Annotated in this window: 15 protein-coding genes and 1 pseudogene; 13 read left to right on the top strand and 3 right to left on the bottom strand. The window is 50.7% G+C overall.

Features of this window, described 5'->3' with window-relative positions; translation table 11 throughout:
- Window positions 1-29: 29 nt before the first annotated feature.
- Window positions 30-1,184: a double-cubane-cluster-containing anaerobic reductase gene (locus E1963_RS08655; RefSeq protein WP_132277172.1), complete on the bottom strand. Its 1,155-nt coding sequence runs from the start codon at window positions 1,182-1,184 to the stop codon at window positions 30-32.
- Window positions 1,185-1,363: 179 nt separating this feature from the next.
- Here E1963_RS08655 and E1963_RS08650 point away from each other — a divergent pair, with 179 nt between their 5' ends.
- Window positions 1,364-2,266, top strand: coding sequence for a selenium metabolism-associated LysR family transcriptional regulator (locus E1963_RS08650; RefSeq protein ID WP_132277170.1), 903 nt, complete (start codon window positions 1,364-1,366; stop codon window positions 2,264-2,266).
- A 111-nt stretch (window positions 2,267-2,377) separates the two neighbouring features.
- Here the strand turns inward: E1963_RS08650 and saoP are convergent, their stop codons facing one another.
- Window positions 2,378-3,208: an ABC transporter permease subunit SaoP gene (gene saoP, locus E1963_RS08640; RefSeq protein WP_239591046.1), complete on the bottom strand. Its 831-nt coding sequence runs from the start codon at window positions 3,206-3,208 to the stop codon at window positions 2,378-2,380.
- A gap of 264 nt (window positions 3,209-3,472) precedes the next feature.
- Between saoP and saoT the strand changes: the two are divergent.
- The 6 genes and pseudogenes from saoT to saoD all read left to right on the top strand — a co-directional run.
- Window positions 3,473-3,676 (top strand): annotated as a pseudogene (gene saoT / locus E1963_RS21260) (thioredoxin-like (seleno)protein SaoT); the annotation flags it as partial.
- The gene (gene saoE, locus E1963_RS08630) at window positions 3,670-4,821 is read left to right on the top strand and encodes an efflux transporter SaoE (protein ID WP_132277164.1); all 1,152 of its coding nucleotides are present in this window, start codon (window positions 3,670-3,672) and stop codon (window positions 4,819-4,821) included. The pseudogene saoT and the gene saoE, both read left to right, overlap by 7 nt.
- Before the next feature lie 3 nt (window positions 4,822-4,824).
- A complete protein-coding gene (gene saoB, locus E1963_RS08625; protein ID WP_132277162.1) occupies window positions 4,825-5,619 on the top strand; it encodes an ABC transporter substrate-binding (seleno)protein SaoB in 795 nt (264 codons plus the stop codon).
- A 1-nt stretch (window position 5,620) separates the two neighbouring features.
- Window positions 5,621-6,478 (top strand): ABC transporter ATP-binding protein SaoA, encoded by an 858-nt coding sequence (saoA, locus tag E1963_RS08620; protein ID WP_132277160.1) that lies wholly within the window; start codon window positions 5,621-5,623, stop codon window positions 6,476-6,478.
- Window positions 6,479-6,502: 24 nt separating this feature from the next.
- Window positions 6,503-7,126 (top strand): MerB-like organometallic lyase SaoL, encoded by a 624-nt coding sequence (gene saoL / locus E1963_RS08615; protein WP_243117660.1) that lies wholly within the window; start codon window positions 6,503-6,505, stop codon window positions 7,124-7,126.
- A 29-nt stretch (window positions 7,127-7,155) separates the two neighbouring features.
- Window positions 7,156-7,488, top strand: coding sequence for a DsrE-related protein SaoD (gene saoD, locus E1963_RS08610; protein WP_066572771.1), 333 nt, complete (start codon window positions 7,156-7,158; stop codon window positions 7,486-7,488).
- Here the strand turns inward: saoD and E1963_RS08605 are convergent.
- Entirely contained in the window at window positions 7,478-7,747 is a 270-nt protein-coding gene (locus tag E1963_RS08605) for a putative Se/S carrier protein (protein WP_132277156.1), read from the bottom strand. The genes saoD and E1963_RS08605 overlap by 11 nt on opposite strands.
- Window positions 7,748-7,879: 132 nt before the next feature.
- On the opposite strand from E1963_RS08605, the gene E1963_RS08600 reads away from it, so the two are divergent.
- The 6 genes from E1963_RS08600 to E1963_RS08580 are packed head-to-tail and all read left to right on the top strand — an operon-like array spanning window position 7,880 to window position 13,356.
- On the top strand, window positions 7,880-9,955 hold the full coding sequence (locus E1963_RS08600; protein WP_132277154.1) for a molybdopterin-containing oxidoreductase family protein: 2,076 nt from the start codon (window positions 7,880-7,882) through the stop codon (window positions 9,953-9,955).
- Window positions 9,952-10,395 carry a 4Fe-4S dicluster domain-containing protein gene (locus tag E1963_RS08595; protein ID WP_132277152.1) on the top strand — a complete coding sequence of 148 codons (444 nt, stop codon included), beginning with the start codon at window positions 9,952-9,954 and terminating at the stop codon, window positions 10,393-10,395. Before E1963_RS08600 ends, E1963_RS08595 begins: the two co-directional genes overlap by 4 nt.
- Window positions 10,396-10,399: 4 nt before the next feature.
- Window positions 10,400-11,029, top strand: a complete 630-nt coding sequence (mobA, locus tag E1963_RS20580; RefSeq protein WP_243117647.1) for a molybdenum cofactor guanylyltransferase — start codon at window positions 10,400-10,402, stop codon at window positions 11,027-11,029.
- Complete coding sequence (locus tag E1963_RS08590) at window positions 10,971-12,170, top strand: molybdopterin molybdotransferase MoeA (protein WP_243117646.1); 1,200 nt, start codon at window positions 10,971-10,973, stop codon at window positions 12,168-12,170. Before mobA ends, E1963_RS08590 begins: the two co-directional genes overlap by 59 nt.
- Window positions 12,152-12,592 carry a molybdopterin-guanine dinucleotide biosynthesis protein B gene (mobB, locus tag E1963_RS08585; RefSeq protein WP_132277150.1) on the top strand — a complete coding sequence of 147 codons (441 nt, stop codon included), beginning with the start codon at window positions 12,152-12,154 and terminating at the stop codon, window positions 12,590-12,592. Before E1963_RS08590 ends, mobB begins: the two co-directional genes overlap by 19 nt.
- Window positions 12,589-13,356, top strand: a complete 768-nt coding sequence (locus E1963_RS08580; protein ID WP_132277148.1) for an acyltransferase domain-containing protein — start codon at window positions 12,589-12,591, stop codon at window positions 13,354-13,356. The genes mobB and E1963_RS08580 overlap by 4 nt, the downstream gene beginning before the upstream one ends.
- The last annotated feature ends 158 nt before the right edge of the window (window positions 13,357-13,514 follow it).

The following is a 13,514-nucleotide window of genomic DNA, read 5'->3' as shown; positions in this document are numbered from 1 at the left end:
AATAAATGTCGCCTTCCGTTCTCCGTCAGCTACTGGAGCAGTTCGATAAAGGCCCCGAGCCGCGTATCTATCTGCGCCTGATCTGAAGGGGAGTAGTCAGTATTTATCGCAATATAAGGGATATGCTTCTTCGTGGTGACGAATGTTTTCACCGCGTCTGATTCGATAGCGAACGTGTGGCAGGCCTGAAGGAGCACTTCCACTACGCCATCTACCTGATATTCGTCAATCTGTACATCAAGAGCTTCTAACCGGCCCGGGTTAGGGCTCATGACAGAACAGTTGACGCGAAGGTATTTTTCGGAGATTGCCGTAATCGGATCCTTTGCCTCATCAATCGGATCTTTCTTCTCACGTGGGCCGCAGCAGTTCTCGAACCCTACGACATCGGCGCCCAGTTCCTCGATACACTTTATAATCTTGTCCATGATGCCGGTGGTCGGACAGCCTGTGATCAAAATACGGGGCCTGGACGGCTTTCCTTTTAATTCGCGCTCATATAAGTCTTTGAGCTCCTTAGTCCGCTGCTCGAGGAATGCAATCTTGTCTTCGAGGTCCGGTGAAAACTCATTGGAAGATATGACGGTGCTGATTTCATATCCTGTAATAGGAGAAGGTTTCAGCTTCGCGACCTCGAAGAAATCAAGAACCGCCTTCCGTTCCCGGTTGCGCAGACGGATGGACGCTCTTAGCTTGTCTTCCGTAATCTCTATTCCATAAAACTGTTCCAGGTCCTCCTTGACGCCAATCACTTCCTGTTTCCAGAAATCCAGTGCTCCCCGTCCTGTCTTGCCAGGCGGGAGCTGCATGATGTGGCAGTGCTTCAATTCACCCATCAGCTCATACATTTTCTTTTTTCCGTCGCAAGTAGTCTCAGCCAGGACCATGTCGGAAAAATAGAAAAACGGACATTTATCTGTCACTGCGGCGCCGTAGCTCGCCTTGATGAGCGGGCAAAGGTTCTTTGGCAGACGCACTTCGGCCGCCGGAATATTGTCATCTCCGATTCCGCACAAGACGACGGCGACCGCGTCTGCGGCATGGATCAATTCCCACGGCGTATAGGTACAGAATACGCCGACGATGCGCCGCCCCTGTTCCTTTAGTTCCTTCATGGTGAGAAAAGCCTTTTTCCTGGCTTCAGGATATGTCTCGAAATTCTCGGGCAATACCAGCTCAGACATGTTCATATACCTCCTCTGTCGTATATTGATATTTGTTAAGAAATATTATAGAGCATCAGCCTGAAAATGCACAATCGAAATAGTCTATAACTATATTGATACAAACTATTAGACGGGAGGCAGAATACATTTTAAAATGATATCAGAGGATCAATACGGTCGGAGAAAAGAGGAAGTGTATGCGCCTTGAGTACATAAGAAGTTTTATCAGTGTAGTGAACTGCAAAAGTTTTTCGCTTGCTGCCAGACAGATTTTCCTGTCACAGCCGACTATCAGCACTCACATCAAGCAGTTGGAATCGGAACTGGGCGTGCAGCTGCTGGTACGTTCTACGAAAGATGTGATACTGTCGGAAGCCGGGGTCATATTCTACCCTTTTGCGGTGCGTCTGCTGGAAACAGAAAATGAAGCGCTCTCACAGATACACAAGACGGAGATGGCGGTAAAAGGCACGGTATCGATTGCGACCTCGTCGGTACCCGGCAATTATATCCTTCCTCAATTCCTGTCATGCTCGCGAAAAGCCTATCCGGACATTAATTACCGCATCTCGGAGGGGGACAGCGCCCAGGTGCTTCAGTCCATACTGCATTTTGAAACGGATATCGGAATCGGAAGCATAAAGAGCGCCAATGAGAAGTGCATGTGCCTTCCGCTGGTGAAGGACCAGATAGTGCTGGCCGCTCCCAATACGGAGGAATACCGTAACATGAAAGGGAATTTTCCACCGGAGAGGCTGAAGCAGGAGACATATGTGCTGCGTGAGCCCGGAAGTGGTACGAGACTTGCCACCGAGAGTATCGAACAGGCGCTGGACTTACATTCAAAGCCTTTGAAAGTAGCGCTGCAGGCGGAGTCCTCGGAGCTGGTCAAGAGGGGAGTGGAGCAGGGCATCGGGGTTGCCTTTATCAGCAGCCTAGCGGTAAAAGAATCCGTAGAACAGGGAAAAGTGCTGAAGTTCGAGTTTCCGGACATAGATACAAGCCGGCAGCTGTACCTTTTGTATCATAAGGACAGAGTGATGACGGTGCCGGTCACAACCACGATAAAGATACTGAGGCAATATTGTCAGAGCATATAAGCGCGTTTTCGTATATATAGAAAAATACAGGTCCTACGATCAAGTCGCAGGACCTGTATTTTTGTGCAAGATGACAGGCAATCTGGTGGCCATGCCTTCCATGTATCATCTTTACGTTGCCCTCCATCTCAGCAGGAACTTTTCTGCCAGGACCATGAGCGTGTCGATTAAGAAACCGATCAGTCCGGCAATCACCATGTAGGCAATCACCTTTTCTGTCTGCATCTTAGCCTGGGCTTCCACCATACAGTAGCCGAATCCGGCACTGGTCGCTATGAACTCCGCTCATATGACGGACATCCAGCCCAGCCCGATCGCGAGCCGGAGCCCTGTCAGTACGCCGGGCAGCGACCCGGGGAGGACGACGTCCTTAATGACGCCTAAGGTATTGGCGCCCATGGATCTGGCGGCATGGTAATAGTCCTTGCTGATATCCTGTACCCCTGATATGGTGTTCAGTATGATCGTAAAGATGCCGCTGAAAGCGATAAGGAATATAGTTGGCCCGTCCCCGATGCCGAACCATACGATTGCCAGAGGAACCCATGCCATGATCGGTACTTGCCGCAGCGAGTTCATGAATGGCGATATCGCTCTAAGTATCTGTCTGGAATAACCCATCAGCATCCCGAGAGGAAAGCCGATGCCAAATGCATACAGGGAACCGGTCAGTACACGTCTCATCGTGATGCCGAGGTTGCGAAGGACATACATGTCAGTGAGCGAATATCCGACTTCTTTTAATACGTCTTCCAGATATGGGAACAAAAAAGGCTTGTCAACGATGTGGGCAGCGGCAAACCATATGATGCATATGACAGCCAGCCCGACCAGCGCCGCAATGTTGCGGTGGCTGCCGCCGAATCTGCGCCATCTGTTCCGATCGCCGGCGTTTGCTGCCGCTTTCATGCGGTTCACCTGCCGGTCATTATTTTCTACCATATAAGTGCCTCCTTTCTTCCAGAATGTATACCATTGTCAAATCAAGGTATTGAAATCATAACAAAATCAAATGAGAGAAAATAGAAATATTAAGTATTAAAATATTAATCTTTGTTAATATTGGTATTTTTGATAAAGAAACAAAAAAGACCGTTTACCAGATATAATGGAAATGTTTAGAAAATGTTGTCGATAGAAAAGGGTGAGGATATGGAAAAACCATGTATTGAATATATCAGTGCCTGTGCCTGATGTGAAGTATTTGGGGACTTGGTTCAAGTCCTAAAGGAGGAATATGAAGGGAAGGTCCATGTGAAGATATACCGTGCAGGAAAGGACTTTGATTATATTCCTAAATATGGAGCGGTAACGAAAAGCATGCTCGTGATCAATGAGAAGAAAGCGGTCACCAAGCTGACAAAACCTGTGGTACGTGAAGCGTTCAGGGAGGCGCTTAAGTCATGCTAGTTGATTTTGGACATTTTATATTGAAAATACTGGCTTCTGCCTGGAATATGCTGAACAGCTCTTCCGGGTGGATGATATTCAGCTTTGTCATTGCAGGAGTTCTACACGAATTCCTGAAGCCGGAGAAGGTGCAGAAGACGGCAATCGGGTCCTCGCGGGTAAGCGGCGTGTTCTGGACGACGGTATCCGGGATGTTCATACCGATCTGCAGCTGCGGTACGATTCCCCTCGGCATCAGCATGTATTACAGCGGTGCATATCTGGGACCGACGCTTGCTTTTATGACCAGCACTCCGATGATCAATCCGATTGCGCTGCTGCTGGCTTTTGGCCTGCTTGGAAAAGAAGTGGCGGTCATATATCTGATTACCGGATTCGTGGCCCCTATGATCATCGGTATTACCGCGAACCGTTTTGCAAAGGATGAGCTGCATATTGGATTGAAAAAGAAGAAAGAGGAGCCTTCCCTTGCCATGGATATGCCAAAAGAGGAGGATACCGGCAAAGAGGAACCAATGATACAGCTGGAGTTTGAAGAGCCGGGGTTCTGGGAGAAGATTAAATCCGGCCTGCACTGGTCGCTGACTGAGTTGAGCGTGACAATCAGCAAGTACACGGTGACAGGGATGCTCATAGCGGGAATACTTTTTAACGTCGTTCCCCAGTCTTTCATACAGGATTATCTCGGGAATCCCGGGTTGGTATCTCTGCTGGGCATAACGGTGATTGCTGCGCTCATGTATGTATGTGCGGTCGGGCATATTCCCTTCATCGCGGCTCTCGTTGCAAGCGGCGCGGCGCCCGGGGTGGCGATTACGTTCCTGATGGCAGGTGCCGGAACGAATATTCCGGAACTGCTTACTATAAGCAAGACGATAGGTAAGCGGGCAATGCTCATGTATTTTGGAATGGTAGCTGTCATATCCAATGCAGTAGGGTATATCACGAACAGGCTCCTGATGCCCGGATTTACGCCGGTTCTGAACTATGACCAGGCGCAGCATACCATTTCTTACGCCAATAAGATGATTGTTGTGATGCCTGGGTGGCTGCAGAATATATGCAGCGGAATATTAGTCTGCTACGCGCTCTATTCGCTGTTCAAGATAGTGAAGGCCAAGGCGGGAAAGCGGTGTATGGCATAAGGTATGAGGATTAACAAAATAGCGGCGGCCGTATTCGGCATATTTTTAACCGCGGGAGTAGCGGCGTCCATATTGCTGCCAAAAGAAGAGAGAAGAAATAAGGAAGCGGAGATCAAGATAGGGGCAGGTGACGATATATCAGGGGTGCTCATGGACGAGACCGTCAGAAACCTGTCGAAAGAGTATGAGGTCACACAGTCGCTGGAGAGCTCTTCCTTCCAGGACTGCTGCAGCAACACGGCACAGTGGGCGCTGAATGCAAAAGAGATTAACGTGGGATTCTACTGTACCCATATTGCAAAGCATACAGTGGAACAGAATCAGGATGTAGAACTGTATGGCCCTGTCATTATGAACGGGGAGACGATCGTATACAAAAAAGACTGGGAAAAGGTGGGGAATCTAGCTGTCACGCAGGGACGGGAACAATCAAAAGCACTGGCACAGGAGACGTATCCACAGATTCAGGGGTTCAACGAGATTACCCAAAAGGGAATCCTGTACTCGGTAGAGGATGAACAGGTGGACGCAGCTATACTGGATGTGACGAAAGCCGCACAGGTACAGGAGTATAAGGACAAGCCCCTGTCAGGGACGGACTATATATCCTATGTCCTCGTCGTAGATAAAGAATTTGAACAGACAGAGGAATTTGAAAGCTTTCTTAAGAGCTATAACCGTGCGGTATCCAGGCTTAACGATAAAGGCTATCTGGCGGAGGTGCTTGGCGTGGAAATAAGCTGGCTGGATAACAAGAACATTAAGTTCTTGACATTAGAAGAGACAGGAGAAGATTAGAATGTCAATTATAGTACAGGGAGTATCGAAGAATTTCAAAGGCAGGAGAAAAGGCGAACCGGAGAATGAGGTATTGAAAGATGTTGATTTTGAAGTGGAGGAGGGACAGTTCGTGTCACTTCTCGGGCCTTCCGGCTGCGGCAAGACAACTACGCTGACAATTATCGCAGGCTTCCAGAAAGCGACCTCGGGCGTGATAAAAGTGAACGGCGAGGAAGTCACGAAACCGGGGCCGGACAGGGCTTTTATGTTTCAGAATTACGCCCTTTTTCCATGGCTCAGGGTCGGAGAGAACATCGAATACCCGATGAGAAAGACGAGGATGCCGAGACAGGAGCGCAGGAAAAAAGTAAAGGAACTTCTGGAGATGGCGCAGCTTACGGAATATGAACACTATTATATTCACGAGATATCAGGAGGAATGAAACAGAGGGTAGCCCTTCTGCGCGCACTGGCATGTGAGCCGAAAGTGCTTCTGATGGATGAGCCGCTTGGGGCAGTGGATTTTCAGATGAGGCAGCTTCTTCAAGTACAGCTGGAGAATATCCTTGGGAAGAAAAAAACGACATCGCTCATGGTAACACATGATGTGGATGAATCAATCTATCTGAGCGACAGGGTGATTGTCATGTCGCGAAACCACGGCAAGATACTGGAGGATGTAACAGTCGATCTGCCAAGGCCACGTGACAGGACGGCGCCGGAATACCATGCGTATGTGGATCATCTGACCAATATACTTAAGTCTGCACTGGACGGCGGGGTATTCACCCAGGAGGACAAGGATATCATGGAATTCATACAAGGAGTGGAAAAGGGCAAAGAACCTCTGCGTGAAGCAGTAGGGACTACGGCCTGAACATATGCAGAAGAGAAAGGGAAAATCGTGGAACAGAATATACATAGGAAATTTACTGAGAGACAGAACGAACTGAGACTCTACATCATCGGCTTCATCCTTGACAGCCATCGGCCGTTCCGATTGGATGACGATATGGGACAGGCGCTGGAAAGCCTGAAGATGACCAGAGAAGAGTACGGGGATATAACGTCCTGCCTGCTTGAGAAAGACGGGATGGTGATAGATGAAGAACGGAACGTGAACTTTATCTATCCGGTGTCAGCATTGGAGACGAGCCATGAAGTGACATTGGCGGACGGGAGAAGATTTACGGCCATGTGCGCAATCGATGCGATAGGAGCCGCATTTACCTTTCATCAGGATACAGAGGTCCACTCTGTGTGTGCGTCGTGCGGCAGTCCGGTATATGTAAAAGTCAGGGACGGGATGGTAGCGGAATATGCGCCGGAGACACTCCATGCGCTGACGTTTCCACTTGGTGAGCTTACCAACTGGGCAGGCTCCTGCTGAAATGTCATGAACTTTTTCTGCAGCGGTGCAGAATTTGACCAGTATGTTACGGATATGGAGCTAGATGCGGCTTCCGTGATAAAAGCAGACATTTATAAAGCAGTGGAAGAAGCAAAAGCGACATTTGAAGTATAAATAAAAAAAGTACACAGGAGGTACAAATGATGAAGGTAGCTTATTTATTTGAATCGGAACATGCCAGAGAGATTCTGGAAAACATGATTATTCCACAGCTGGAAGAGGAGCGCCACGGGGCAGAGGTGGCAGGAATGATGTTCTTTTTTGACAATGCGTACATGCTTGTAGAGGGATGTGATATTGCCTCCAGACTGCAGGCCATAAGCGAGAAGACCGGCATGCTGCTAATGGCCTGCGACAGATGCTGCTATCAGAGGGACATAGCCGATAAGCTTATCGCTCCTGCGGGAATCGGCTGCTTCCCGAATGTATATGCGGCACTTGCTCCGGCAGGGGTTGACCAGGTAATCACATTATAAAAAAGACGGGATGTTTACCGTCTACTTTTCTGGTATACATCTTATATAACCTGCCATTAACGGGGGCGTCTTTGCAGAATGCGAAGATGCTCTCTTCGTGTTCTTCCATAAAGCGGAGCGCCAGGCCGCATCCGCTGCTGACAGCGCCCGGTACAGGCATGACGGCGGCTTTTATGCGTCCTTTTGCATATGCTTCTGCATGCATGGCATCTGTCGTAGTGTCAAATGCCATAATATAATAAAATTCAGGCTTGTCCATTTGGCGTCCTTCCTTCCATATCAGTAGATCCTCTGAATAATTATAACATGGCAGGAAGCGTTTCGGGAACAGGAAATCAGGAAATATGCTATAATGTTGCGTATGGCGCATCAGGAAAGAAGGGGGAAAAGTATGTCAAAGTCTAAGATTGTCAAGACAGCCTGTGGAATCTGCGGGCCGTGCTGCCAGGCGGATGCATATGTAAAAGACGGGAAGATCATATCTGTGGAAGGGAGCAGGAATGTGAACGGACAGCCGGGCGGCCTGTGTGCCAAAGGGATGGCGGCAAAACAATTCGTATATAATAAGGATCGGGTACTCTATCCGATGAAGCGGACCGGGAAAAAGGGGGAAGGAACGTTTGCACGGATTACATGGGACGAGGCGTATGACCTCATTGCAGAGAATCTTCTGAAAGTGCGGGATACATACGGTTCCAGGTCAACGGTCTTTTACGCCGGATACCCGAAATGGTACCGTCCGGCGCTGCTTCGGCTTGCCAATGCATATGGATCGCCGAATTACTGTACAGAATCCAGTACATGCTTCCAGGCTGCGGATCTGGCGTGGCGTTCTACGTATGGCAATCACATATGCGGTCCGGATATGGTGCACGCAAGAACCGTGATGCTGTGGAGCTCAAACCTGTATCACAGCAATACCCCTATGAGCCGGATGTACCAGGGGCTTAAGGAACGGGGAACGAAGATCATCGACGTAGACTCCAGACATACGGTCACAGCCCGTGACGCGCATATACATCTGAAGCCGGTTCCGGGAACGGACGGCGCACTGGCGCTTTCCATGGCCCATGTCATCATAGAGGAAGGGCTATATGACGGAGCGTTTGTAGAGAAATATGTGTATGGTTTTGAAGAGTACCGGGATTACGTGAGAAGATTCACGCCGGAAAAGGCCGAGGGGATCACCGGTGTCAGTGCGGATCAGATCAGACGCGCTGCCAGGCTGTTTGCACAGAACAGACCGTCCTGCATCCTGTTTTCTGCCTCGCCTATCGTGCATCATACGAATGGGGTGCAGAATTACCGGGCCGTCTTTTCTCTGCTGGCCATCACGGGCAATTATGATGTGGAGGGCGGCAACTGTCCGAAAGCGGGCATAACTTCTCCGTGCAATGAGTTTGGAAAAGTAAAGCGGCATGACAGAGAAGAAGCAATCGGACAGCGCGATTTTCCAGTATGGTTTGACCTTTCGTGTGAGGAGGCGCAATGCACAAGGCTGGCAGACTATATTATGAAAGAGGAGCCGTATCCGATAAAAGCCGTGTTCGGCATGGGGCTGAACCACCGTATGTGGCCGCAGCCCGGCTATCTGAATGAAGCGCTTCAAAAGCTTGACTTCTATGTAAATGTGGAACTGTTCCTGTCAGACTCCTGCATGGCGGCGGACCTTGTGCTGCCGGCATGTACATCCTATGAACGGGAAGAGGTGCACAGCCTGAAAGGCGGACGTTACTTCTTCTCCAACAAGGCGATAGAGCCTCTGGGGGAATCGAAGAACGATATTGAGATCATTATGGAAGTCCTGAAGCGGATGGGGCTTCAAGATGAAGTGCTGGAGCTGGGCTATGACGGCTACATGCAGCATATCCTGGAGCCGTCGGGCCTGTCCCTGAATGAGCTTAAAAGGAACGAAGAAGGGATGCAGGGGAGGAATCTGCACATGCCTTCTTTTCAAAACTTTGAGAAGGAGAAGTTTCAGACGCCATCCGGGAAGATAGAATTAAAGTCTCTCGTGCTGGAAAGGTACAGAGACAGCCATGGGTATGATGGGCTTCCGGTTTTTCACGACTTCAGGAAGGAGGCAGAGGTGGACAGAGAGGCCTATCCATTCATCTTAAATACCGGATGCCGGAAGCCACAGTATTTTCACGCGAGAGTCTACCGGGTCCCGTGGCTGGATTCTCTGCAGAGATCGCCTCTTATAGAGATGCATCCGGAGGATGCGTCTACATATGGGATTGCTGACGGGGATGTGGTGAAGATCAGCTCGCCTGTGGGAACCGTAACTGGGACGGCGGCGTACAATATCAGCGGAGGCACAGGAGCCGTGTACATGTACCACGGTGATTCCAGAGGGGATGCCAATGAATTGATAGATAAAGATTATCTTGATCCGATATCCGGCTTTCCAGGATACAAGAGTTACTTCTGCAAGGTAGAAAAGGTGGAGGACATGAAGCTATGAGATATAGATACCGGTTTGACGAGAAGAAATGTACGGGCTGCTTCGCATGCCAGACAGCCTGCCTGGATGCCCACTATGGTCCGGAAGAAGAGGGCATCCGCTTCCGCTGTGTAAAGCAGATCATAATAGAGTCGGAAGGGTTCCAGAAGACGGTATGTCCGGGCTGTATCCACTGCGGCGCCTGTGTCCGCGTATGCCCTTCCGGTGCGTTGTATGTTGACGGGGCAACCGGGCTCGTCCTTGCCAGGCGGGAGTCGTGTACCGGGTGCCGTGCGTGTGAGACGGTATGCCCTGTGCAGGCAATCCGGTATGATTATGACGGAAAAGCGGCCAAATGTGACGGATGCCTTCTCCGGCTGAAGGAAGGGCGTGAGCCTGCCTGCGTGCGGGCATGCCCGACGGGCGCAGTGACGGCTGCGGCAATGGAAGATGGGGCGTGACCAGATGGACAGAAGTGTAGCAGGATATATACTGGCCGGGGGTAAGAATACCCGTATGGGCGGCAGGAAAAAGCTGTTATTGGACTACAAGGGAAAGAGCTTTTATGAATGGCTTAAGGAGAGCCTCCGGGATACAGGAGCCGTGTATGTATCTGTCGAGGGACGTGCACCGTACGAATGCCTGGATACAGGCCTTATCTCAGATATATACAAGGATGCAGGACCACTCGGAGGAATCTTAAGCGGACTTAAGATGTGTATGGAGGAGGCGCTGCTCGTGGTGCCCTGTGATATGGTTCCGGTACCGGAAGGGCTTCTTAAGGCTCTTCTCGATACGTATAGGCGGACAGGACGGCCGGTATGCCCGTCTGCAGGAGGCCGTCCGCTCCCGCTTCCGGCAGTCTACGTCAAGGGGATGCTGCCCGCGGCGGAAGCGCTGATAGGCGAGGGGGATTACCGTCTGAGCAGGCTGTGGAACGCGCCGTGCGTCCAATATGAGACTGTCGCGGCGGATACGATATCTGTAGCTAATGTAAATACGTCAGAGGATTATGCCATGCTGGAGGAAGATAAAGATGGTCACACTAGAAGAGGCACAAAGCATTCTGAAAAGCCATGTGAAGAGAATAGATGATACCGAAGAGTGCGGCCTGATAGAATCTCTGGGGAGAATCACCGGAGAAGGGCTGGCAGCCAGGACAGACCAGCCCCCGTTTCCGCGGTCGCCTCTGGACGGTTATGCAGTATACGCACAGGATACGTACGGGGCTTCAAAGGACGGTCCGGCTAAGCTTAAGGTAGCCGGGGAACTGCTGGCGGGTGACAGAGCGGTTCACGACCTCTGTCCCGGGCAGGCGGTGAGAATCATGACCGGCGCGCCCCTGCCGCCGGGAGCAGATGCAGTCGTGCGCCAGGAGGATACCGATTATGGCGAAGAGCTGGTGCGTATCTGCCGGAGCGTGAAGCCCTACGAGAATTACTGTTTCAGGGGAGAAGACTTTAAAGCCGGGGACATGCTCATACAAGACGGGGAGACGATGGATACGGCACGCGTGGCGCTGGCTGCCTGCATGGGATATGACAAGATAATGGTAAGGAAGAGACCGAAGATTGCCCTGCTTACGACGGGAAGCGAGCTGCGCGGGCCGGGTGAGATCCTTAAGCAGGGAGAAGTCTATGATGCCAACCGCTATCTGGTCGAGGCCAGGCTGCGCGAGTGGGGGATCGTCCCATCCTATACGGGCACGGTAGAAGACGATGTCCGTAAAGCGGCCGGCTGTCTGGCGCATTTATGCCGGGAGGCAGATCTGGTCATCACGACAGGCGGGGTGTCTGTGGGAAAGAAAGATATCATGCATGAAGTGGTCCGCCGGCTTCCCGCAGACCGTCTGTTCTGGAGGGTCAAGCTGAAGCCCGGTTCTCCTGCCATGGCATCCATATATAAGGATACCTTGATTATCAGCCTGTCCGGCAATCCGTTCGGAGCCGCGGCGGGGATGGAGCTTCTCATCCGTCCCGTCCTGCATCACATGACCGGAGACAGACGGCTTAAAACGGTACGCATGCCGGCAGTCATGGAAGAGGATTTTCCAAAGGGAAGCGGGCTTCGGAGATTTGTGAGGGCATCTTTCAGGTCGGGAAAGGTATATGTACCGTCCGGCTCCCATTCCTCCGGCGCGCTCCGTTCCATGAAGGACTGCAACTGCCTGATTGATATTCCGGCGGGCAACCAAGGATTGTGTAAAGGAGACAGTGTATGGGTGATACGATTGTAACAGAACCATATATCTTTGCAGTGTGCGGATATAAGAATACCGGAAAGACAACGCTTATCACGAAGCTCATACCGGTGCTTGCGCGGCACGGATACAAAGCGGCGGTCATCAAGCATGACGGGCATGACTTTGAACCGGACGTACCCGGTACGGACAGCTTCCGGCACCGCAAGGCTGGCGCCTGCGGCACCGCCGTGTTCTCGGCCGGAAGGATGATGGTCGCAAAAGAGTGCCCGGGTATCACAGAACGTGACCTGGTACAGGCATTTCCGGAGGCGGACGTAATATTGCTGGAAGGATTGAAAGACAGCCCGTACCCAAAATATATATGCCGCTATCCGGAAAGCGTTCCGGACATCCATGAAATCGCACATATGATTGAGAGAAATATTATGAAGAAAAGGAGCGGGACAGGTATATGACTAACAGGGAGCTTATGGAAGGCATCGGGCTGCCCGAGGAAGGGCAGCGCGTCGTAGAGGGCCGTCATATGGCAGAAGCCGCATACCGGAGGTGGAAGGAATTATTCTACAAGGATACGGAACGATTTCTGCGGGAGGCCGGGAGAGAGGAACAGAAGGAACAGCTCCTTTTGTACCTGTACGTGTCTTTTGCGGCTGAACTGTATGAAGAATATAAGAGGCAGGGGATAGAAGATAAGGTTTACTTTGATACGTTCTATGATTTTACCATCTGGTACCGCTGCTGCCTGAAAAGGCGGGGGACTGCGGGACTGATAGAAGAGGGATGGCTGAGCCTTCCTCTGAAGCTTCGCATCTTCCGTCTCGGAAGGCTTCAGTTTGAAAAAGGGGACGGTGTGCTGCACGTGCATGTTCCGGAGGGGGAGCCTCTGACGGACGAAGCGTGTGAAGATTCCTTCTGCCAGGCAGATGCGTTCTTCGATTCATCTTATATGATGTATGACTGTGATTCGTGGCTGCTGTCGCCGAACCTGTCTTGTGTACTGGACGATGGCAGCAATATCATGAAGTTCCAGAAGCGCTTCCAGATTCAGAAGGTATCCTATCCGTACCGCCAGGCCGAAGAGCGTATATTTGGAAAGGTGCTGGACAGTAAAGAGGCCTACCAGGAGGAGACAAGCCTTCAGAAAAAGGTCAAAAATTACGTGTTGGAGGGCAGAGACATCGGAATCGGATATGGCGTCATATATAGACGACATCTATAAAGACATATAAAATATCAATTTGTGATATGGACATGACGATTATATACTGATTAAGTAGTATTATGATACCAGGGTCAAAAGGTCATGCGTTTCATGCTTGCATGAAAAAGCGTGACTTTAGGACCCGTAAAACATAAGAAAGTAGCCCGATTAGGTCG

Origin of the sequence: Extibacter muris, from assembly GCF_004345005.1 — a bacterium.
Taxonomy (GTDB): Bacteria; Bacillota; Clostridia; order Lachnospirales; family Lachnospiraceae; genus Extibacter; species Extibacter muris.
This window is presented reverse-complemented; position numbering and strand designations above follow the sequence as displayed.